This window comes from Blastopirellula marina, assembly GCF_002967765.1.
GTDB lineage: Bacteria > Planctomycetota > Planctomycetia > Pirellulales > Pirellulaceae > Bremerella > Bremerella marina_A.
On record NZ_PUHY01000005.1, the window covers coordinates 390474 to 413472 of the forward strand.

18 protein-coding genes are annotated in these 22999 nt (G+C 55.6%); 9 read left to right on the top strand and 9 right to left on the bottom strand.

What is annotated here, in order from left to right; genetic code table 11:
- Positions 1-104: 104 nt before the first annotated feature.
- Positions 105-923 carry a hypothetical protein gene (locus C5Y83_RS05695; RefSeq protein WP_105328686.1) on the top strand — a complete coding sequence of 273 codons (819 nt, stop codon included), beginning with the start codon at positions 105-107 and terminating at the stop codon, positions 921-923.
- A 53-nt stretch (positions 924-976) separates the two neighbouring features.
- Here C5Y83_RS05695 and C5Y83_RS05700 read toward each other — a convergent pair whose 3' ends face one another.
- Both C5Y83_RS05700 and C5Y83_RS05705 read right to left on the bottom strand, forming a co-directional pair.
- On the bottom strand, positions 977-1846 hold the full coding sequence (locus tag C5Y83_RS05700) for an alpha/beta fold hydrolase (protein WP_105328687.1): 870 nt from the start codon (positions 1844-1846) through the stop codon (positions 977-979).
- Between the two features lie 53 nt (positions 1847-1899).
- Positions 1900-2316 carry a hypothetical protein gene (locus tag C5Y83_RS05705; protein WP_105328688.1) on the bottom strand — a complete coding sequence of 139 codons (417 nt, stop codon included), beginning with the start codon at positions 2314-2316 and terminating at the stop codon, positions 1900-1902.
- Between the two features lie 1080 nt (positions 2317-3396).
- Here C5Y83_RS05705 and C5Y83_RS05715 point away from each other — a divergent pair.
- Complete coding sequence (locus tag C5Y83_RS05715; RefSeq protein WP_105328690.1) at positions 3397-4047, top strand: hypothetical protein; 651 nt, start codon at positions 3397-3399, stop codon at positions 4045-4047.
- Positions 4048-4356: 309 nt separating this feature from the next.
- Positions 4357-5856, top strand: a complete 1500-nt coding sequence (locus C5Y83_RS05720; RefSeq protein WP_158262247.1) for a transglutaminase-like domain-containing protein — start codon at positions 4357-4359, stop codon at positions 5854-5856.
- Between the two features lie 312 nt (positions 5857-6168).
- Here the strand turns inward: C5Y83_RS05720 and C5Y83_RS05725 are convergent, their stop codons facing one another.
- On the bottom strand, positions 6169-6675 hold the full coding sequence (locus C5Y83_RS05725) for a hypothetical protein (RefSeq protein WP_146117650.1): 507 nt from the start codon (positions 6673-6675) through the stop codon (positions 6169-6171).
- A gap of 272 nt (positions 6676-6947) precedes the next feature.
- Here C5Y83_RS05725 and C5Y83_RS05730 point away from each other — a divergent pair, with 272 nt between their 5' ends.
- Positions 6948-7172 carry a sulfurtransferase TusA family protein gene (locus C5Y83_RS05730; RefSeq protein ID WP_105328693.1) on the top strand — a complete coding sequence of 75 codons (225 nt, stop codon included), beginning with the start codon at positions 6948-6950 and terminating at the stop codon, positions 7170-7172.
- Positions 7173-7201: 29 nt separating this feature from the next.
- Complete coding sequence (locus C5Y83_RS05735) at positions 7202-7591, top strand: DsrE family protein (protein WP_105328694.1); 390 nt, start codon at positions 7202-7204, stop codon at positions 7589-7591.
- A gap of 22 nt (positions 7592-7613) precedes the next feature.
- On the opposite strand, the gene C5Y83_RS05740 is transcribed toward C5Y83_RS05735, so the two are convergent.
- The gene (locus C5Y83_RS05740) at positions 7614-10391 is read right to left on the bottom strand and encodes a bifunctional diguanylate cyclase/phosphodiesterase (protein WP_105328695.1); all 2778 of its coding nucleotides are present in this window, start codon (positions 10389-10391) and stop codon (positions 7614-7616) included.
- 108 nt (positions 10392-10499) lie between these two features.
- Entirely contained in the window at positions 10500-11117 is a 618-nt protein-coding gene (locus C5Y83_RS05745) for a DsrE/DsrF/DrsH-like family protein (RefSeq protein ID WP_233207119.1), read from the bottom strand.
- Positions 11118-11682: 565 nt separating this feature from the next.
- On the opposite strand from C5Y83_RS05745, the gene C5Y83_RS05755 reads away from it, so the two are divergent.
- From C5Y83_RS05755 to C5Y83_RS05770, 4 genes are all read left to right on the top strand, one after another.
- Positions 11683-14022: a PSD1 and planctomycete cytochrome C domain-containing protein gene (locus C5Y83_RS05755; RefSeq protein ID WP_105328697.1), complete on the top strand. Its 2340-nt coding sequence runs from the start codon at positions 11683-11685 to the stop codon at positions 14020-14022.
- An 11-nt stretch (positions 14023-14033) separates the two neighbouring features.
- Entirely contained in the window at positions 14034-15470 is a 1437-nt protein-coding gene (locus tag C5Y83_RS05760) for a DUF1501 domain-containing protein (protein ID WP_105328698.1), read from the top strand.
- 280 nt (positions 15471-15750) lie between these two features.
- Positions 15751-16422 carry a hypothetical protein gene (locus C5Y83_RS05765; RefSeq protein WP_105328699.1) on the top strand — a complete coding sequence of 224 codons (672 nt, stop codon included), beginning with the start codon at positions 15751-15753 and terminating at the stop codon, positions 16420-16422.
- A gap of 160 nt (positions 16423-16582) precedes the next feature.
- Positions 16583-17119, top strand: a complete 537-nt coding sequence (locus C5Y83_RS05770) for a hypothetical protein (protein ID WP_105328700.1) — start codon at positions 16583-16585, stop codon at positions 17117-17119.
- A 1000-nt stretch (positions 17120-18119) separates the two neighbouring features.
- On the opposite strand, the gene rpoN is transcribed toward C5Y83_RS05770, so the two are convergent.
- The 4 genes from rpoN to dnaX form a co-directional block, all read right to left on the bottom strand.
- The gene (gene rpoN, locus C5Y83_RS05780; RefSeq protein WP_105328702.1) at positions 18120-19598 is read right to left on the bottom strand and encodes an RNA polymerase factor sigma-54; all 1479 of its coding nucleotides are present in this window, start codon (positions 19596-19598) and stop codon (positions 18120-18122) included.
- A 146-nt stretch (positions 19599-19744) separates the two neighbouring features.
- Complete coding sequence (recR, locus tag C5Y83_RS05785) at positions 19745-20344, bottom strand: recombination mediator RecR (protein WP_105328703.1); 600 nt, start codon at positions 20342-20344, stop codon at positions 19745-19747.
- Between the two features lie 69 nt (positions 20345-20413).
- On the bottom strand, positions 20414-20761 hold the full coding sequence (locus C5Y83_RS05790; protein WP_233207124.1) for a YbaB/EbfC family nucleoid-associated protein: 348 nt from the start codon (positions 20759-20761) through the stop codon (positions 20414-20416).
- A gap of 190 nt (positions 20762-20951) precedes the next feature.
- Positions 20952-22721: a DNA polymerase III subunit gamma/tau gene (dnaX, locus tag C5Y83_RS05795; protein WP_233207125.1), complete on the bottom strand. Its 1770-nt coding sequence runs from the start codon at positions 22719-22721 to the stop codon at positions 20952-20954.
- Positions 22722-22999 lie beyond the last annotated feature (278 nt).

Sequence of the window (22999 nt, forward strand, 5' to 3'; positions counted from 1 at the left end):
ATGCCGCAGGTTGTGGGGATTTTGGGCCGATGATGCCTGCATCTACCCGATAACCGATGGCCCGACTTGCATGGCCGCCCGCTTTGTCCTCGGAGGCATTTGAGATGGCACTTCTTGGCTCCCGACAGATCGTCCCCGCGGTCATTCTGATGCTACTCGCAAGCAGTTCGCTGGCGTGGAGTGACGAGCTGGAGCAACTCGACCTGGTCGAACTACGCGACGCCTATACTTTCGACCTGCAAGTCGCCCGTGGTTTGCTGGAGGAAGACTGTCGGTACGGTAAGATTCGTGGCCAGGCCGTTTCGCAGAAGCAGTTAGATAACTATCTGAAAGTGTTCCTGCCAGAGATTAAGCTCTACCCGCCGAAACTGGTCGAAAAGGCGAAGGTGCGGCGCATTGTGTTGTGCTGCGATCTCCATTTTGCTGGGCAGAAGCGGAGTGCGATTCCGAGTTGGGAAAACGAGACGATGTATTACGATGTCGTCTCGTGGGCGACGACCTCTTACAAGCAGCTAGTGATCCATCATGAGTTGTTCCACATGATCGACGTCCACGATGACGGACGCATCTATCAGGACGATGCCTGGGCCCGCTTGTTGCCCGATTCGTTTCAGTACGGAACCGGTGGGCGGAATGCTCAAGGGGATCGAACCATGTCTCACCTGACAGATAAGGTTGCGGGCTTTCTGAGCAAGTATGCCACGACCGGGATCGAAGAAGACAAGGCCGAGACATTCGCCCACATGCTGCTGCATCCCCGTTACCTGGACCAACGAGCGGAAACCGAAGCGTTACTGGCCGCTAAGATGTTTTACATGCGGCGTTTGCTGAAACAGTTTTGCGATGACATGGACAACGACTTCTGGACGCACGTGAAAAGCATTCCGCGACCCGACGACACCAAATTAAGATCGCCGTCTTGAGAGCTCCCGAACGCACGGTGCGGCGCGGCATAGCGACCATACTGGTCATCACATCATCCAAAGAAGTTCATGAGTCGGTTTGCGATCCATTCACGAAACTCAGGCGTGGTTGGCGGGCAATGTTTGCACTGCGGCAAGACTTCCACCTCGGCTTGAGGGACTTCTGCTTTCAGTCGTCGCGCGATCAACTGGCCAGGGAACGAAATGTCATCCTCCCCGGTGATCGCCAGGACGGGCATTGTTAGCTGCTTCAACTCGGCGACGGTGGCAACAGGCGGAATGCGCGGGTCCATCTTCAAATCTTTCAGCGAGCACTCGATGTACCCGCCCCAATTGTCATCCCAGGTCGAAACGATTGGCGCCAGCAATTGACGGAGATTCTTTTGCGTCGGTCGAAACTGATAGCGAAGCATCGGAAAGGCCATTTTCATCAGACCGGTTAAGTGCGAACCGTTGGCGATTCCGGCCGGCACTAACAGGGCCAATCGCTCGACACGTGAGGGCATGCTCGAGGCGGCCACGCGAGCGACATAGGCTCCCCAACTGACGCCGAACAAGTTGGCCTTGTCGAGACGCAGTCCGTCGAAAACGTCGCCAATCCAACCGCGCCACGCATCCCCTTTGAACGGCAGACGTACGTCCAAGCCTCGAATCGATTGCCCAGGCAGATCGGGCGCGTAGACGCGATAACGACTTAACAGCGGCTGAAGCTCGGCCAGAAGAAACGCGGCTCCGGTCCGCATCGCATGCAGCACCACAAGCGGCGGGCCATCTTCCGGTCCGGTGATCAAAACGTGGTTTTCACCAAACCGAGTCGGCACCGAAATGGCTTCTACCGGGCGGTCGACCTTCGCCAAAAAGCGAGCATACCACCCCTCAAGCCGCTCGCGTCCCTCCGGCGTTTTGCAAAGTTGTGATTTCACAGTGTGTCACGCATTCGTAGAATTATCGAACACTTTGCTTCCAACGCTTCTGCTTAGTTGGTGAGTGTTCCGCTGGCAATCCGGGACTCGATCATCTTGGAATAGGCATTGAAATCAAATCCCGACTCAGGCGAGTTATAGATAAGACGGCCGAAGCTGGCATCGAGATCTGCAAGGTAGTTGCCATCGTCGCCATAGTATGCGGAAGCGAACGAATTACCCTCGTCGTTAAAATCTTCGTCGGTCAATTTGCCGTCGCAATTCTTAAAAAGAAAGTCCGTTCCGGACGTCTTTCCTGAAATCACATCCTCCACCTCTTCTGGCTCTTCCGACGTATGCAATTCGCCTGCCCAACCTATAACAAAACAGAAACGGAGAAACAATCCGATATGGACACCACCATATTCTTCCGGTGAGTCCTCTGGAAACCCTTCTCCGCCGTAATGCCAACTCGCATCGTCGTATTTCATGAGATATGCCGTGTTACGTTTGAATGGTATTACTTTTCACCGTCCTATCGTACAGTGGCTGAGAACGAAATCTAGTTGTCCAGAAATGAGAGGTGAAATGGTTTCACGCGTAAACTCTCCTGCTGGCAAGGTGACAGTGAAGCAGTCTATCGTTAAACTTCGATCTGTTCGACTACGAGCGTTTGATCATCGTAAGGACCATTGCCAACGGGGCCTTGTCTTACCGGTCAGAATGTTTTGGAGTGAGGCGGCCTAAATAACACGATTCAATGTGATGTGTGCGTTGCTTCTCGCTCTGTGCAGTAGCAACGTAATATTGCCATGATGCATCCGTTAGTCAGACGAGGAGGGGGCTCTGCATCCGACTTAGGGAACGCCAGATTCTATTAAAGCTTTCGTGACGGATTATCGAAGTGCAAGTACTTGATTGAAGATAAATGACCAATGGATATTCTCGATTGGATACTTCGTAACTGTCCTGGAAGGGTGGAAACCCTAGCTGATCGAATAGAGGTATTTCATGATAACGGCGATCACTCGACGCTTTGGTGTTGCAATGACGAAGCTGGGATTCAACAGCTAAGAGCTCTAGGTAGCGTATACTCTCGCTTTGATGGTGCCGACTTGTTTTCGAGTACGTTCAAGTTTGCCTCGTCCTCTGTGCCTCGCGTCAAGGGCGGCGTGACAATGACGTTTACTCTCGGCCAACTCATAAGGGAAGTCGAGTCGATTGGCTGTAAGTTTCCAAGAACATCTGTTCCGTTTATGTACCAGGCCGGGATCGGCTACTATGCAGTAGATTCTCGTTCGGGACGCATTTACGAATTTGACTCCGAGACGGGTGATTATGATGAATACGAATCGCTTGAACAACTTCTCGACGATTGGCTTTCCGCAATACGCTGATGTATCAAAAGGCTTAGGACGCCGAGTTTGTAAAGTATTACGAAGATTTGGGAAGCTCAAAGAATCTGTATGTTCCCTTGCAGTCGCGTAAGATTGCCACCACTATGAAACCGTGTTCCGTCTGCTCATGATCTTCACCATCAGGCCTAAACGACCATGCTAAGAAAACTCATCTTGATTCCGTTGTTTACGGTGCTGATTGCCGTTGCTTGCGGTCGATCGAACTTCAACTCGGCGCAGGACAAAGCTGCCCTGGCGAACGAGTCGAAAGAACCGCCGGTGAAGTACGTGTTGAAGATGGGGGATCAGGAGATCGCAATTCAGGAAGGGAAAGCGGTTCAACTTGAAGGGACGTTTACTGATCCCGAGATCACGTTAACAGCGGAACCACATCGCGTGTTTCCTTACCAGGGAATCTCCTTCAAATATCCGCGCGCGTTTACCTTCGAGGCCGATCTGGGTGATGAAACGTATAAGAACTGGACCTTGTCCGGAAACGATTTCAAGATCATGTATTTTGTGATGGAGGATCCGCTTACACCAGAAGCGTTTTCCGAAAATCTGGTGAGCGAGTTTGGCGAAGAGAACTGCACCGTGGAAAAGGCGTCTCCTCTGCCCTTCGGCAGCAAACAACTGTCTGGCATCACGCTCCATGCGAGTATTGTTGGCAACCCCATCGTGATGGACATCTACGCGATTCCGCACTCCGATCGTCGAACCAGACTCCTGGTGCTGCAAGATAACATCGACGACGTCGGAGAACGTTCCGCCGAAGGTAAAAGTACCCTCCGCCTGATCGAGGAGTCCTCGCAATTGCAACCGTGATTGACGGGTTTCATAGGAAACGACGAGAGTGGTCTCAGCAGTTGTCGGACAACCAATGAGCAGATCGCGGGTCGATGCGAATGCTTCGTAATTGGGTGAATTCATTCCGCCAGGTAGGCGAGTCCTCGAAATGGATCGCTCAATCCCCCGGTCTCAGTACCCAATCACCACCCCCGGCGCGAAACCGACACAATTCTGCGCAATCGAGAGTTTTCTGGCGTTTGTTGCTCAGGTAGACTGCGGCTATCCCCGCTCCCCATCATGCTGCTGCGACTGACCCCCTCTGACTTCCCCTGGGAGAGCTTGCTCATGGCCTTTGCCTGGTTTCGGATTGCGTTGGTTACCCTTGGCATGCTGACGACATGGCAGACTTGTTTTGCCGAGGAGGCGCCGTTGGATAAGGCTCAGCAGTTGGAACTGACCGGCGACTTTCAACAGGCCGAAGCGGTTCTCGACGCAGCGCTGGCTCAGTCCGATCTTTCGTCCGAAGAACGTTACGAGTTGATCTACGAAAAGGATCGCCTGTTCCGAATTCGTCGCGACTTTGCTCTGACCCGCGACCAGCTGCAGGAAAAGATCTTGGCAGGCGTGAAGGATGCTACCTCGGACGAGTTTGCCACCTGGGTCGATGAAGGTCGGTTCGATTACCGCGACATCGACGGCAAACGGCTGTACATGGGATCGAGCGTGCGGAATCTCTTCTATCGCGATCCAAAGCTGGAACATCGCCGCAAAATTCCTGCTGACGAAGCGGACGTTCAACGGTTGCGGCTGAACCTGACGCGGCAGATTCGGGCCGCCACCAAAGCGGCGAAGTCACCCTATGTGATGACCAAGCAGTTTGATATCGAATTCACCGGAACCGTCTACGCCGACGCTGTGCCCGCTGGCAGCACGATCAAGGCCTGGTTGCCGATCCCACGCAGCTTTCCTTTTCAGCGTGGCTTTCAGTTGATCTCCAGTTCGCCACAGCCAGTCGAAATCGCTCCGGCCGATAGCCCGCTGCGCTCGGCCTATTTCGAGCAGAAAGCGACCGCCGGCGAGCCGACCAAGTTCAAGCTGCACTTCACCTTTCAGCACGACGCAATCCGCTTTGAGATCGATCCGAAGGCCGTAACGCCGTTTGATGGGGCCGATGCCGAGATCGCTCGCTTCGTGCAAGAGGGGCCGCATATCGAGTTCACACCCGAGCTGATCGCCTTATCGAAAGAAATCGTCGGCGACGAGACCAATAAGGCGATCATTGCCAAGAAGATTTACGATTGGATCTCGGTCAACATCCAGTACAGCCTGGCGATCGAGTATTCGACGATTCGCAACTTGAGTGACTACTGCCGAGCGAATCGCTACGGTGATTGTGGTCAGGAAGCGATGCTTTACATTGCTTTGTGTCGCGTGAATGGGATTCCGGCACGGTGGCAGTCTGGCTGGAATTTATTCCCGGGGCGGCTCAACATTCACGACTGGTCCGAGATTTACCTGGCCCCGTACGGCTGGGTTCCGGTGGACGTCTGCTACGGGATCACGGCTCTGCAATCGATGAACTACCTTAGCGATAGCGAGCGGCAGGAAGTGGCTGACTTCTATTTTGGCGGCCTCGAACCATACCGTATGGCCGCCAACAGCGATCACTCGCAAAAGCACACGCCGGCCAAGCTTGCTCCGCCATCCGATACGATCGACTTCCAGCGGGGGGAATACGAGGTGGGCAACACGAATTTGTACTACGACAAGTTCACGTACGACTTCGATGTGAAAGAGATCACCCCAACCACGACCGCCAGCACCACGGCGGCTTCGGTGAAGTAACCAAGCGGAATTGACTAGGGGACTGGCCTTTTCCTGGTCCAAATCCCTCAGCACCCGAGCCCAGCTCCGCTGCCGACGCTTCGTCAGCAGGGGAGCAAACCTCCGACAAGAGGTGTCTCTGCTAAGCTTTCTACTTTTCTGTACTCTTCTCTAGGTCCGCAAGGTGTCAGCTTGCTTGCGGACGGATTGCGCTGCGATGGGAGATCTAAGTCTTCGTCCGCGGTACGCGAAGGGCCCATTGAAAGCGAAGTGGAACGAGGCCCCTCGCGTTTCTTACAACAAAGCGTTCATTGAAGAATGGCTTGTCAACTTTCAACGGAAGGATGGCAAACCGATGTTCGTACGTCTTTCCGATCGCGGGGAAGATTTTGGATACTCGGTTGCATCCAGCGCAATTCGATTGGCCGATTTCACTCCTTCTCGATCGATCTGGATCAAAAGGTAGCCAAAGCCGGGGCCAAATGTTTGGGTGCAGTTCAGCATCATACGGACATCCCCCTTGGCATCGAGCTCCAGTCGAGCGATACCGAGCGAGTTAGGACCTGAGACGCTTGCCACCAGGACGATGTGCTTATCGAAGTCGATCTCTGGTACTTCTTCCGTCGGACGCCACGCCTGCCACAAGTTCGCCCAGGCGTCGCGGTCGATGATAGCCCGCGAGGGAGGAATCAACTCTCGGTGACGGTTAGCGGTCCGCTGAACCCCACGCCACGTCTCGATCGGCTCGATCGATTTGGCTGGCACCGGTGGGCTGGTGGCGAAAAGGGTGCTGCTACACATAAGAAATAGAACGAGCGAAGTGGTTATTGGACGAATCATGGGTGAACTCCCTGGTCGTTTGATGGTTGGGACAAAACCTGAGACGAACGATCCAATGCCAGGGATTTCAATTTGTTCCGATAATTGCTTGTTCTCTGGCAAACCAGGTCGGCATCGCCTGAGAATTCACCCTATTTTCTTTTCACGACGCTTGGCCGAGACGATAGATAGTTAACAGTCGCCCAGTGTCTTTGCTCTGCAAGCCGAGACACATATTGGGCACAATGGTCGACCTGACGGGTTAGGGAGTTGGTGCGGAAGGGAACGGTTGCATGGCGGATTTTCAACTGAACTGCGAAGGTATGAATTGCCCGATGCCGATTGTCGAGCTGACTCGGGCTTCCCGCGCTCATTCTTCTGGGCAGACGATTGAAGTGACCGCCACCGATTTGGCGTTTCGTCCTGACGTGGAAGCCTGGGCCCGGCGGATGGGGCACACCATCGAGAGTTTCGAGGAAGAAGACGGAATCCAACGCGCGATCATTGTGTTGGGATAAATCAATCCTTCAGGGGCAAAGGATATAAGATGTCAGACGCTGCGCAGAACGTAGTCGTGATCCTCACGGTCGGAAAATCGGACAACGGCAAGAACGCAACATTGGCGTTCTCGTGTGGACTCTCGGCGTTAGCGATGGGCTATTCGGCCAGTGTGTTTCTGACAAGCGACGGGGCTGTGTGGGGTTACCGCGGTAGCGCCGCAGGGATTACGGTCCAGGCATTTCCACCTTTGACCGATTTGATCCAACAATTCCAAGAAGACGGCGGACGGATCATCCTGTGCTCGGTTTGCCATCGCACATGCAGCATCGGCAGTCCCGAAGACATGCCGACCAGCGAGAAGTTACCTGGCACTGAAGTGGGCGGATTCGCCACGATCATCGAACTGGCCGTCAATGGAACGTCGATCACCTTCTAGCATGTTGCCTCAAGACGACGCGTTACCGGATGGGACGGTAAGTGCCGAGCCATTGCTCGTAAGCGGCCGCGTTCATTGGCTTGCCGAAGTAGTAGCCCTGCAATTGATCGCAGCCTGCTTCGGTAAGGATGTCAGCTTGCTCCTCGCATTCGACCCCTTCTGCAACCACGTTCAAGCCAAGTCCTTTCCCTAAGGCGGCAATGGAGCGAACAATGGCTCGCGACTGGGAATCCCAGATCACATCACGCACGAACGACAAGTCGATCTTCAGCGTGTCGATTGGGAAACTCTTCAAATAACTGAGCGAGGAATAGCCGGTACCAAAGTCATCGATCGCTACGCGGAAGCCCAGTTGTTTCAGCTGATTGATCACCGACACGGCGTAGCTCACGTCTTCCATCACCGCGTATTCGGTGATTTCCAACTCGAACCAATCGGCCTGACTGTTGGTTCGTTCCAAGGTAGCCAACACCTGTTCGACGAAACGCGGATGGCGTAGTTGATGCGCCGAGATGTTGATCGCGATCAGGGGCGAATTGCCTTGACCGTTCCACTGGCATGCTTGTAAGACCGCTTGCTCGAACACGATTTCGCCAAGTGGTAAGATCAAGCCAGTTTGTTCCGCCACCGGAATGAAGTTGCAAGGCGGGATGAACTCGCCGGTGCTAGTCTGCCAACGAACTAAGGCCTCGCTGCCCACCGGTAGGCGGGTGATGCTGTCGACCTTCGGTTGATAGTTGAGTTGGATCTCGCCGTCAGCCATCGCGCGACGCAGCTTCGATTGCACGTGGTGTCGCAGTTGAACGACATCTTGCAACCCAGGCGTGAACGATCGCATCCGGTTCTTGCCGGCCGACTTTGCTGCGTACATTGCGATGTCCGCATTGCTCATCAGTATGTCTGCATCGGTACCATCTTTGGGGAAATGCGTCGTGCCGAGGCTCAAGCCGATGACCGCTTCGGTACTCTCCAGATAGAATGGTTCGCGAAACGAAACGAGCAGTTCCTCTAAGATGCGATCGACTTCCTGTGGCTGAGCATCGTTGCCGGTCAGCAGGATTGCGAATTCGTCCCCTCCAAACCGAGCCACAAACGCATGCGAACCGACAGCAGCTTGCAAACGCTTACTAGCCAATTTCAGCAGCATATCTCCGGTCGAGTGACCAGCTGAATCGTTCACATGTTTGAAGTCGTCGAGGTCGAGGAAGCAGATCGCGATTCGCTCGTTGCTGGTCGTGTAAGCTTCGATCAGCTCTTGTAGTCGCTCGCGATAGTAGCGGCGATTTGGCAGACCGGTCAGTGTGTCGTACATCGCTTGATGGCGAAGCTTGGCCTGGGCCTTTTCTCGTTCGGTAATGTCCGACACCAAAGCGATGATACGCCGCGCACCTTGATCGGTTTCGGTTGAAGGGCTGAGCGATAGCCAGTACGACCGCTCCTGTAGATCGTCATTGCGATGGGTTGCTTTGCCTGACCAGGTTTCCCCGGCGGCGACCCTTTGCAAGATGTTGTCGAAGTCTTCCACTTCGATCGTCAATGTCTCGGTGAAAGCTTTGCCGACCGGCGATTCTCCTGCGTGCACCACTTGCGTAAATGCTGGATTGGCTTCGTGTACCATGCCGGTCAACGACAAGATGGCGACCCCTTCCGAGGCCCCATTAAACACGCTGGCCAACAGTCGTAAGCGATCTTCGCGAAGGCGATCTTCGGTAATATCGCGCGAAGCCTCAACAATGTATTGATCGCCTGACGCTTCGTCTTGGAAGATCGATCGCTTCACAGAAACAATCGAATGCGACCCATCGGGCTGAATCAACAAGTGTTCGGTGGGCGGCGAGATGCCAGTCGAAAGCAATCGCGATTCAATCTCGCGAAGTTGCTCGCCCAATCCATGCGCCAGTCGCGCGGAAATGTCTTGCCCCACCACTTCTTCCCGGCGAAAACCATGGGCATTGCAGAACGCTTCATTGGCGACCACCAACTTGTGATCGGAGCACTTCACCGAAAGCTGGTCTGGGACCGCATTGATGATATTGTCGAGGAAATCGCGATGCCGGCGAAGTTCGGTCTCGAAGTTCTTTCGTGATGAGATATCACGCACGACCACCAACACATGTCCCGAGTCTTGCATCTCGAAGAAGCTCATGGTGATCTCCGCCCAAAAGCGTTCACCATTGGCACGTTCGAGTTTGATCTCGATCATCTCGACCGTGTGATCAGCCGCCTTGGCGTACATCGCGCACAGGTCTTGGTGAGCTGACGAGTTGTCTTCGTGCACAGCGGTTTCGAACGCAGCGGGCCAGCCTCCTAGCATTGCTTCTCGCTGATAGCCTAGCAATCGAAGCGAATTATCGTTACACGCGATACACTGCTGATTGTCGAACACCAGCACGCCGTCGTGGGTCCGTTCGAAAATGGTATCGGCCAGTCGCCGTGTATCGCCTGCCGCTTGTTCCGCAGCCAACCGGGCGTCGGACAGATGCTGACGGGTTTGTTCTAGTTCGTCAATGATTTCAACGGAGTGCACGATGGCATCCGCTTGCGCTCGGGCCATCGCGTCGGACTGAGCCTGCATCTGCGTGATCTTCTGGCTCTGCTCGAGAACCGTCTCACGCATCTCAACCAAGGACTGTTGCAGCGTAGCTAACAATTCTTCTTGAGGCGACCGTTCGTCGAAGGCATCGGCCAGCGTCCCTAACAGACTATCCACCCGCTCAAGAAGTGGCTCGACCGGGAGCGAAGTCGAATTAGCTTCCGGCGGAGTATTCGATTGATTGTAAGGTAGTTGAGACGTACTCATACCAAACGTTCCCACGCACTCGGTAAATTGGATCGCCCAGTGTTAGGCTCGAGATATGTGGCAACCGAGAGCGAAGCGGTAGCAATCATCCTGAAACCTGATTTGGATTTAAATAAACAAGGTTGTATTGGCGTTCGCGGCGTTCTCGGCGAAACAAGCGACACCACAGTAATCGAGCTGCGGATAGTCGATCAGTTCTTCCCGCTTGATCCCCATCAGCTGCATCGACATCTCGCAAACCTGGATTTTGACGCCGAGATCTGCGGCCGTTTCGATCAACTTATCGAGGTCGGCGATGTTCTTCTTTTTCATCTCGCGATCCATCAACATGCGTCCCATGCCGCACATATCCATCCGCGAGAGCTTGGTCGAATTCTTCGCCGGGAGCATCCAACCGAACGCACGTTCGACGAGCGACTTCTTTCCACCGATGAATGCCCGTTTGCGTAGCGTGGCTGTTCCCCAAAAGGTGAAGAACATAGTGACTTCCATCCCCACGGCTGCTGCTCCGGTTGCCATCACGAAAGCGGCCAGCAAACGATCGCGGTGCGATTCAAACACCACCAGGTTCAAGCGATTCGGGTCGGCCGTGTTGGCCTGTTGGCTATTTTCGAGCGAGGCCAAACGCCTCTGAAGATCTTCCCAGGCCGCCGCAGGAACCGTAATCGAGGCTTCCTCAGTCGAAACTTGGGCTTCGGATTCCGTTGTTGGGGTATCTGCAATCACGGTGGCCTCGTCTTCTCAATCAAACGCCAATCAGTTTGCGCGGCTTGCGCCTAGCGATAATTCAGGGGAAGCTTAGGTCAGAATTCTGTCAGATGTTCGTTTTCTGCCGGCGACCCTGCGGGAAACCCCCTTCCGCACTGTTCCGAGGACCATCTGTAACGAATAGCTCTTCAGAGGTGGGTTGACGGTGCCCCCGGTAGGACGTGAATGCTTAGCGTTAAGGTTGCAATTGTGGTGCTTGTGCGTTCCACCCGGGACGAGCAAACATGCTGCCTGAGCGGATACTGGGGGCGAACGCTCAAAATCGGACCGAGGGAAAATCGAAATCAGAATGCGCATTTGCGAATTGGATCTCCTGCGCAAATCGCGTATGCTGAATAGTCATATTTGCCCTGAAATCCAGCCGTTGGCTCCCGCCCCACTGACTCATCACTCGGAGCTGCTTCAGAGGCACCCACTGCCCACCAAGGTTGTTACCCGCCATCCGCGATCGAACATCGCGTGATGACGATGCGATATTCCCTTGGAGCCTCCCGTCCGACTGTAAGCACGAAGGTCATGCCCCATGACGTTTCCGTTCGATCGTCGTCTTCCAATTTTTGCCCTCATATTTGGCTTGTTTGGCGTGGTCGCTTTCACCCAAGCTACCTCGGCCCAAGATTCCCAGCCGAAGAAGGTCCCTATCGAGAAGGTTGACTTTGTCCGCGATATCCAACCGATCCTGCGCGACAACTGTTACGAGTGTCACGCCGGTAGCACGGAAGAAGGGAGCTTAAATCTCGGCATCCACGCCCGAGCGATGGAGGGAGGTGACAGCGGCGAGGTGATTCTGCCCGGCAAGAGCCAAGAGAGCTTACTTCTTCAATTGGTATCAGGCGCGGAAGAAGGTCGCTTGATGCCGCCCGAAGGGAATTCGCCTCTCACCAAAGAACAGATCACGCTACTTCGTACCTGGATCGATCAAGGTGCCACCTGGCCTGCCGACGCCGACGTGATCGACCCGAAGCTGGATCGCGCGAAGAAGCATTGGGCCTTCCAGCGTTTGAAGTCTGTTGAACCGCCACCATCTCTCGCCAACGATTCGTGGTCGAAGGGGCCGATCGATCGATTTGTTTTCGCCCGGTTGAACGAGGCAGGTCTACATCCTTCGAAGCCCGCCGCTGCCCGCACGTTGGTCCGCCGGTTGTATTTCGATTTGATCGGGCTACCACCGACACCGCAGCAAACGGCAGAGTTTCTCACCGCATACAAGGCCGATCCAGACGAAGCAGTCGCGCATCTGGTCGATCAGCTTCTGGCCTCTCCGCGCTATGGCGAACGTTGGGGGCGGCATTGGTTGGATGTCGCCCGCTACGCTGATAGCGATGGTCAGGAGGCCGACAAGGATCGTCCGCACGCGTACGTCTATCGCGACTTCGTGATTCAAGCGTTTAACGACAACATGCCGTACGATCAGTTCGTTCGATGGCAACTCGCCGGTGACGAGTTTCAGCCGAAAAGTGACGCAGCCGTTTCTGCCACTGGCTTTCTCACCTCGGGTCCCGCGTTCAAGCTGCCCGATACTTTCCTGGAACGCGAACGCCTACTGAATCGCTACAACGAACTGGACGATGTGATCTCGACCGTTGGCTCTGGCTTTCTCGGTATCACCGTTGCTTGCGCTCGCTGTCACGATCACAAATACGATGCGTTCTCGGCAAAAGAGTATTACCAACTGTTGGGCGTCTTTCACAGCGGCGACCGCGTGACGGATAAATTACCCAGTGGAAAGGAAGGCTTTTTCTTCCAGGACTTTGATGCCAAACGGCGCACCACCTGGCTGTTCCGCCGGAGCGATTTCTACGATCGTGAGATCGAGCTTGATATCGGGTTCCCTGCGATGCTCTCCGTCGAGGAAGATGCCCAAGACTTCTGGCAGACCGCTCAGCAAGCTTACCGAGAACACTTCGGCGAACCGAAAAGTACCTTACAGCGGCGTGCTTTGGCCCAGTGGATGACCGACACCGAACATGGTGGCGGAGCATTGTTGGCCCGCGTGATGGTCAATCGTGTCTGGCATCATCACTTCGGTAAAGGGCTCGTTGGTACGACCAGTGACTTCGGTGTTCGAGGCGATGCCCCAACCCATCCGCAGTTGCTGGAATACCTGACCAGCGAGTTCGTCGCCACCGGCTGGGACATCAAATCGCTCCACCGCCAAATCTTGACCAGCGCTGTCTGGCAACAAGCCAGTCAGCGTGGCGCGGCGGACGAGCGGGGCTTGGAGGTCGATCCTGCCAACCACTTGCTCTGGCGAATGACGCCCCAGCGGCTGGAGGCGGAAGCGATGCGCGATGCCATGTTGGCGGTCAGCGACACGTTGAACTTGGAGGCAGGCGGACCTGGCTTCAAGCCGTATATCGCCCCTGAGGCCAATCTGGCTCGCAACATTCAAGGGGAACGTTACCCGAAAGATGCCAAGGACAATGCCGCCACGCGGCGCCGCAGCGTCTACATGTTCCACAAGCGGCTGATCCCCTACCCCATGTTTCAAGCGTTCGATCGCCCCGACCTGATGACCAGCTGCGCGGCCCGGCAAAATACGACGGTGGCCCCCCAGGCAATGGTGATCTTAAACGATGGTTTCGTCCGCGCGGTGGCTCACGACTTCGCCAGCTTGCTGGTGCAAAAGGAAGTGGGCGAATCGAGCGGAAACGACTTCAAGTTACCGCCGATCATCGCCAACGCCTTCGAGAAAGCCTTCGCTCGCCAGCCGACGGAGAAGGAAGTGGCCGCCTCGATCGAGTTCATCGAGGCCCAAGCTAAGGTACGTACCGAACGAGGCGAAGCAGAACCCCGTCTCGCAGCGCTGACCGACTATTGCCAGTCGTTGTTCGGACTCAACGAATTCATTTACGTCGATTAAGGGAAATAGAAATGAACAAGCGAAATCCATTGTTTCCCTGTGGCCGTGTCGCGAACCTGGTAAGTCGTCGCGAGTGGCTTTGCCGGGCCGGCGCTGGGGCAGGCATGATTGGCCTGGCTGGTTTGCTTGCCGACGAAAAGCTGTTGGCCGCCGAGACCGAAGCCCCGAACGAGCCGATCACTTCGCTCGTGCCCCGCCCTGGTCACTTCCCCGCTAAAGTGAAGTCGGTGATCTGGCTCTTCATGGAAGGTGCTCCGAGTGCCGTCGATATGTTCGACCGCAAGCCTGGACTCGACAAGATGGACGGGAAGAAGACCGACATCCAGGCCTTCTTCGGCAATCCCGGGCCGCTGATGAAGTCACCGTTTTCGTTCAAGCAGTACGGCGAGTGTGGTCAGTGGGTCTGCGATAAGTACACCAACGTCGCTCAGCACGTCGACAAGATGGCGTTCATCAAATCGTGTTACAGCGAGTCGAACGACCATGTGCCGGCCATCTATCAAATCAACAGCGGGCTGCCGCGCCCCGGCTTCCCAACCGCCGGTGCCTGGGTGACGTATGGTCTGGGAAGTGAGAACCAAAATCTGCCCGGCTACGTTGTCATGGGCAACACGCAAGGTGCCAAGGGGGGCCCGCACAACTGGGGCTCGGGCTTCCTGCCGTCAACCTTCCAAGGTACGTTGTTCCGTTCGCAAGGCACGCCGGTTCTGAATCTTAAGCGGCAGCCGCAGATCACCAAGCAAGACCAACGGGCTCAGCTTGACCTGATGGCCAAGCTCAACGACGAACACATGCAGCGTCACACGCGTGATGCGGAATTCGCCAACCGTATGCAATCGTTCGAGCTGGCCTTTCGGATGCAGAAGGAAGCAACCGAAGTGGTCGACTTGTCCCGCGAGACGCCTGCCATGCACGAGTTGTACGGGCTGAACAATCCTCGTTCGAAATCGTACGGCTCGAAATGCTTGATGGCGCGGCGGTTGGTCGAAAGTGGTGTCCGCTTCATTCAGGTTTACAGCGACGGCGAATGGGATGCGCATGATAACTTGGAAGAGAACCACACGCATCACTGCGCTGCCACCGATGTTCCCGTGGCTGGCCTGCTTACCGATTTGGAAGCCCGCGGTCTGCTCGACTCAACCTTGGTGATTTGGGGTGGTGAGTTTGGCCGCATGCCAATCTCGCAAAACGGCAAAGGCCGCGATCACAATCCGAAAGGCTTCCTCCAGTGGATGGCGGGCGCCGGCATCAAGGGAGGCGTCAGCTACGGCGAGACCGACGACATCGGTTACGAAGCGGTCGAGAACCCCGTCAGCGTGAACGACCTGCACGCTACCATCTTGCACCTTTTGGGGCTGAATCACGAACGCCTCACCTACTTCCACAACGGCCGCAGCTATCGCCTGACCGACGTCGCCGGCAAGGTGATTCAAGAGATCTTGGCCTAGCAGCCTGTTGAATTTCTCAGATCGGCTACGTAATCGAGATTGGGGCGATTGCGGCGTTGTGAATTCCTCGATGCCAGCACAAGAAATCGGCATGCTTCGATTGGTCCTTAACTCGGCCATTTTCGTCTTGCGTGGCTAGCCGTCAGCTGAGATTATCTGTCCGCGCAAGTCGATTCAACTTTCGCAATCCGCATGGTCGATAGACCTTCGGGGGCATCTTGTTAGGGGGAAGTCGTGCTGGCAGTCGTTGTCGGGCTTCGGTTTCCTCGCGGAGAAAAGAATGCAGCGACGACAGTTTCTTTCAGTTACGACCGCCTCGGTTTGTCTTGGGCCGGTTGCTTGCGGTTTGACCGGTTGTGGAACGCTTCTTCACAACGAACGAGTCGGGCAGCCTCACACGCATCAGATCGACTGGAAGATTGCTGCCCTCGATGGGTTGGGAATGTTGCTGTTTTTCGTGCCGGGCGTGGTCGCGTTTGTGGTCGACTTCTACACCGGAGCGATCTACGTTCCGTACGATGAGTACGTTGTCCCGTCGCAAGGTCCTTACCAAACGTCTGGCCCGGCTGCGCAGCCTTACCCAAATTGGTCGGCCCCTTCACCAGCCCCTGTGGCACCCGCGCAGCCGCTGCCTGCTCCACCCACCGGTGCCCCGGCTTTGCAGCCTGCCACGCCGCCAGCCCCAATCACTGCACCCGTTACGACCTCGGCCGGCAACCAACCGCACGGTTTACGCCGGTATCAAATCCCCCGCGACCAACTGAGCCCGCAAACGGTGCAGCAAGTTGTCTCGAAGCAGATCGGCCGCCCGATCTCGCTGGACGATCAACAAACCCGTCTCAGCAAACTGAACGAACTCGCCGCGTTCCACGACCAACGCCAACGCCACGAGTCGGACCAAACCTTCGGCTTCGGCATCCGGCAATTATTCAAGCGGTTTCAGATTAGCTAGGCGAATGATGCTGTCGATTGGTGGTTGAGGGCCGATTGCCTTTGTGTGGCCGCGAGCTTGGTAATGGTTTCGAACTTACTGGACTTGCTGCTTACAATGGTGGGATTCTTCTTCCAATAAGTGGTCCCACAACCACCATCGTGCAAGGAATGATAGGCGGATGAGCAACGAGCACGAAATCGCGGCGGTGCTTCTAGATTCGATCGATTGGAGCTGCCTAACGGTTTGCGGTGACAAAGCTGCGGACGAAGTCCCACGTGCTTTCCGCGCGCTGCTCGACAGCCAGAACAGCACCCAGGCCGAGCAGGCCTACTGGCGGATTGATAACAACGTCGTCGTGCAGGGAAACGTCTACGATTCCGCTCCGGCGGCGGTCGCCGTTATTCTAAGTGCCCTGACCGATTTCCAACGCCCGATCCATGTTCAGGTTTGCCTGCTGGAACTTCTCGCGCAAATCGTCTTCGGATCGGTAAGTGGTATCGAAGAAGTCCCCAGCGATTGCCAGCTAGAACACGCTTGCCTCGAAGCCGCCAGGGAAGGCATCTGGACCCTGTACAAGCTGGTAAGCTGCTTCGCGACCGAGCATCGAGAAATCGCGGAAGCCGCCTTGGATGTTTTAGAAAAGTTGGACACGAATCAGGTTCGATTTCAGGCGGTGGCTACCGCTTACAAGATGAGCGCTGATGATCGCCGGTAACGGGCAGTTAGAACAACGTCGGAATGGCAACGCGGTCGTCGGGGGAACAAGGGGGGCTCACTCGATATCTCGTCCGAATGGAATGTGCCGACCAGTATTCCACCATTGCATCCTTGTGAGTCAATGTCTTCGAATACCGAGCGTGTTTTCCGAAATAGGCCAACAAGCGATTATCCGTACAAAACGATTTCAGTTTGCGTAGGGAGATTTGGTCTATGATACTTTTGATGGTTTTCCACAGCGACGGTCCATTTGCACGGCAACACCCTAATACGAAGTAGTGTATGAGTAGCTCGAAATCGCCGCACCCATCAGGCTTTCACGATGACCTAAACGCTGACTTGGGGAGTGGCGCCCATGGATTGAGGCTGCGCGAGTTTCTCATACCATTTATGGCGGGAGCTGCACTAATGCTTCTATTGTGCCAAGTGTTTCCATTTGCTTTTTACGGGGAGCTAGTTAGGGCGAATGTTCTTTCGCTTGACTCATCACCGGATGAGCCCGACGTAATGGAATGGCGTCGGTATGAGTTCTGGCTTATCGCTTTTCCAGTATTATTCTGGTGTGCCACATTATTCACCACTGTGATTTGGGGGTATGTTGCGACTTGGAGGTATGCTGAAGCTGGGAGAAGAGAGTCGTGGACGGCGATTGTGATGTTCCTGGTGACACTGGTAGCGGGTGTCTGCGGATTAGCCTCTGCCTTTGGTGAACTTAAATACATGTAGTGCCATTAGATTGGGACAGAGGTCAGCCCCCAGGGTCAGCACACCATGCGTCACTTCTAGAAGGTATTCGTCGTTCCTGCCCGCATTTGGCCGTTTGTTCTTTCGGCTGATGTTCGCGGTTTGTTGTTCTTCAGCTAGCGCAGGCCCGCTCATGTCCGCAGGCTAAAAATAATATCGGCGTGCCCTTCGCGAATTCGGCTCTAGTCTTCGCCGAACTTTACGTCGAGTTGCCAGGGAAGATGATTCTCAACCGTGCGGTAGCATCAAGAAAGCTACCGCTTAGACCAATCCCGACGCTGCCGGCTACTTGGGATCCCCATCTTCTTTCGATACTTGGTCACGGTGCGGCGGGCTACGTTTAGGCCGTCGTCTTTTAGCTTTTTGACCAGGTCGTCGTCCGACAGGGGTTTGGCTTTGTCTTCGTTGTCGATCACTTCTTGCAGGCGGAGGCGGATTTGGTCCCAGGTGACTTCTTCGCCTGCTTCGTTGACCGTACCACCGGCGAAGAATTGTTTCAGCGGGAAGATGCCGCGGGGCGTTTGGATGTACTTATCGTCGACGGCGCGGCTGACAGTGGTGACGTGAACGCCGACCTGATCGGCGATTTGCTGCATCTTCAGCGGCGTGATGTGTTCGGGGCCGTTCTCGATGAAGTCCTTCTGGTAATCAACGATGGCCTGGGCGACGCGGCTAAGGGTGTTTTGCCGCTGGATGATCGCGTCGATCAACCACTGGGCGGCGTTCAGCTTCCGCTTGATGAACTCTTTCTCTTCCCGCGTGGCGGTCGGACTGGAAAGGCGTTCGCGGTAGTAGTTGCTGATCCGCAGCTGGGGAATGTCGCGGTCTTCGGCCTGAACGACGTAGTTCCCTTCTTCATCGACATCGAGAATCAAGTCGGGAATCACGTTGGCAACATGGGCGTCGTTGTAGATCGAGCCTGGCTTGGGATCTAAACGGCGGAGTTCGCTCCAGGCGGCTTGGATTCGCTCGATCGAGAAGCCGGTTGCCTTCTGAATCTGCGGCAAGCGGTTATCGCGAAGGTCTTCCAGGTGGTTCATGATTAGCATGCGAAGTTCTTCGTAGAACATCCGCGAGGGATCGATTTGCAGCAGCAAGCATTCCCGCAAATCCCGCGCGCCGACTCCGGCCGGTTCAAGCGATTGCACCACGTGCAGCGCTTCCATGGCCAGCTCTTTCAGTTCGTCCGTGGCGTCGGCCGGCAGCAGGTCTTCCAGGCTGGTCGTGAGGTAGCCGTTGGAATCGAGCGAGGAAATGATGCGTTCCGACCACTCGCGCAATTGCGGATCGATGCTCAGTTCCGAGAGCTGATGTTCGAGGTGATCTTGCAGCGTTTCGGGGCGCGACTGGACGTTGGCCAACGCGTCCATGCGGCGCTCGGCGTCTTCTTCCATCTGGCCGGAAGAACGTTGCGGTCGTTCGTCGAAGGTGTCGGGGTATTGCTGGTCCATTTCCAGCAGGCGTTCGAAATCGTCGGCGTTGTCTTTACCTTCTTCGACGACGAACTCTTGTTCCGACTCGGCGCGCGATTCGGCTTCCTCGTGGCGGTTATCGTCCTGGTCGCTCGCTTCCTGCTCTTGCACTTCGAGCATCGGGTTTTCGTTCATCTCTTGCTCGATCTTCTCTTGCAAGGCGAGAACGGGCAGCTGCAGGATCTCCATGGATTGAATCATCCGTGGGGCCAGAACCTGCTTCTGGACCATTTTCTGTTCGAGACCGAAGGACATTCTCATAGGAACGTATCCGCTTGTGGGGAAGTGGCTGTGTCGATGTTGTTGGATCGACTTCTGGAGAGGAGATGGGATGAACTCTCCGAGTTCTCGGCGGCCGCGATGGCTACCTTCCTATCTTCTCTGACTGATCATGGGTGATCGTGGATTTAAAGTGACTGGCGGCCGGTCAAGGCATCGGCCAGGACTTCTTTGTTGGCGAACTCGAGAACGCTTCCAGCGGTCACGCCTCGTGCCAAACGGGTTAATTTTACGGGGTACTCGGCCAGCAGGCTCGAAATGTGCAATGCTGTGCCGTCCCCTTCGGTTGTCGGGTTGGTGGCCATGATCACTTCACGAATGTCTCCCTTGGCCACACGATTGACCAAGGCTTCGATCGTGAGTTGATCGGGGCCAACGCCTTCGAGCGGAGCGATCCGGCCAAGAAGGACGTGGTACAAGCCTGGGAAGACGCCAGACTGTTCCAACGCAATCAGATCGCGCGGTTGTTCGACCACGCAAAGCAGCGACTTATCGCGCTGGGGGTCCTGGCACACGGTGCACAGTTCCCCTTCGGAAAGGTTGAAACATTGGGCGCAGTACCGGACATTTTGTTTGACGTCACGAATGGCATCAGCCAAACCGAGGGCGTCGTCCGTGGGAACACGAAGCAGATGGTAGGCGACCCGCTCGGCACTTTTACGGCCGATGCCTGGGAGTTTCGACAACTGGTCGATCAATCGAACGACCGATTCCGTCAGCTGTGCCATCTATGCATTCGCTCCTTCCACGTTGGTTTTCCTTGAGGTCTCGCTGGCGGTGGCGAAACCGATCGGCAATTACTGGCCGAACTGGCTCATCGCTTCGTCCAGACCAGGTACGTTCAGCCCGCTGGTAACCGACTGCATCATCTCTTGATGCAACTGCTTGCCTTTGGCCTGGGCTTCGTTGACGGCCTGAGGGATCAGTTCTTCAATCAAGTCTTTGTCGCCGTCAGCGATTAACTTGGGATCGATGTTGATGCTGACCAGTTCGCCATGACCGGTGCAAATGGCTTCGACCAAACCGGCGCCGGCCGAGCCTTTGACACGCTTGTTGCGAAGCTCTTCCTGCATGGCCTTCATTTCTTTGCCGACCTGAGTGGCCTGCTGCATGATGCCGGCGATATTGGCAAGGTTCTTAAACACGGGCTGATCTCCTCGGTTTTGGGTGTTATTGGTCCAAGGAAGTGTAGGTCAGGCTACCGAAAAAGCATCCCAATGATGGGTGCTGTGCGCTAGTCCGCGTTGGCATGTTTCATCGCGCGATGCATTGCCCTAAGGGACGCAGGCACGGCACTGGATAACATGGCCAAGGCGTGACGAAACGATTGAAGCCTTAAGCGTCGGGTTCCCGAACGCCGGTCACTTCCGCGTCGAACAGTTCCATCGCCCGTTGGACCATGGTTTCCTGTTCGGCCAATAGTCGAGCTCTGACGCGACCTTCCTGCACTGCTTTCTGCGGCGACATATGAGCGCTGGGGTCTCGTCCTGCATTGGGGTCTTCGACCGTGCGGAACTCGACCTGATACGCTTCGCCACAGACGGCAAGGAATGCCTTCTCGAGGTCTTCCTGGCTCTTAGGCCGTCGGAGAGCGTCGACAGCCGAATTATACGTCGTGAAAAAATCAACGACTAGATGTTTTGGCCCAGAAATTGCTACAGAGTGGGATTTCCTGGCGCAATCACCGACAAGACCAGGCAACTCTTCGGTGATCTGATTCCAGACCGATTTGACATTCTTCTCGGTTAAAACCAGTTTCGGGGCACTAGAGGGGGCGGAAACTTCCGCTGGAGGTGGCTGGGGAGTAGGATTTGGCGCAGGCGGAGCCGGTCGTGTCGGTTGCGGCCGAATGGGAATCGTTGCTGGCTCTGCTGGTGCTGCTACGGCTGGCTCAGCCGTTTTTTTTTGAGGAGGTGGGCTGCTGGGGGCCGGAGCGGACTTCGCCGGCAGGCCTCCCTCTTTCAGCGTGGCAATCAAGCTGCCCAAGCTATCCAAATCCTCAAGCTGGCAGAGCCGAACGACCGCAGCTTCGGTGAGAACCTGACCGTAGGTGCTGCGGTGTAAACGCACCAAAGTGTCGTCCAGGCACTGCACGGCCGCCAACAGCTTGGCGACGCCCGCCTTCTGGGCCAGTTGTGTCCCTTCGTCGACCGAACCAGGGGAGAGCGATTGCAGCAAGTCAGGCGAGCCACCACTTCCCAAGACCATCAAATCGCGGAAAAGTCGGAGCAATTGCTCGAGCAGCTGCCCGGGATCGACCCCTTCGGTAAAGACGTTATGAACCGATTGGAGCGCGGCAGCCGTGTCCGAGGCCAGGATCTGCCCGGCCAACTCGACAACCTGCTGATTGTCTGCGGTTCCCAGCAGCCGGTGAACCGATTCGACGGTGATCTCCGCATCGCCAAAAGCCAAGATCTGTTCAAGCAGCGATTGGCTATCGCGCATCGAACCGTTGGCGCGGCGTGCGATCAGCTTCAATGCTTCGTCGGCAGCGGGGACATTTTCGGTATCGACGATATGCCGTAAGCGTCCGACGATATCATCGGGCAAGATTCCACCGAAATCGAACCGCTGGCAGCGGGACAGTACGGTGATCGGAATCCGCTCGGGGTCGGTCGTGCAGAAGATAAACTTGGCGTGATCGGGCGGTTCTTCCAAGGTTTTCAGCAGCGCGTTGAACGCTTCCTTGGTGAACATATGGACTTCGTCGATGATGTAGATCTTGAAGCGAGCCCGGCTAGGACGGACGTTGATGTTGGCGCGCAGCTGGCGGATTTCTTCAATACCGCGATTCGAGGCACCGTCGATCTCGAGCACGTCGACATCTTCGCCGGCGGTCACGCTCTGACAGATTTCGCACTCGTTACAGGGCGTGGAGGTCGGACCTTTCACGCAGTTTAGGGCTTTGGCGAAAATACGAGCTGATGACGTCTTCCCGACTCCGCGAGCCCCGGTAAATAGGTACGCGTGGCCGACACGATTGCGAGCGATCGCATTGCCAAGTGCCGTGGCGACGCGCTGTTGGCCCACGAGTTCTTCGAACGATTGGGGGCGATAGCGTCGGGCGACAACGAGATAATCGGGTGACGTATTTTGCTCTGCCACGATCCCTCTCAACCGGCAAAAGCCTGACTAGCTTAGATAGTTTGCAGCAAACCGAGACAAAGAGGTGTCGGTTGGTTTCCGTGCGACTAGTTTGACGCACCAGCGTTTGGTAAGCAACCGCCCAGCCGGCGACGTTTGACAACGCGTTTCGCGGAGGATTCGCCCCCTTCGAGTGATCCCCAAGCAAGGTTCCGCCAGATGTGGCTGCTCCCATTAAGGCCTTGACTGGGTTATCCACATCACCGTTATCAACATTCCCCTAACGAGGATCGCTTGAA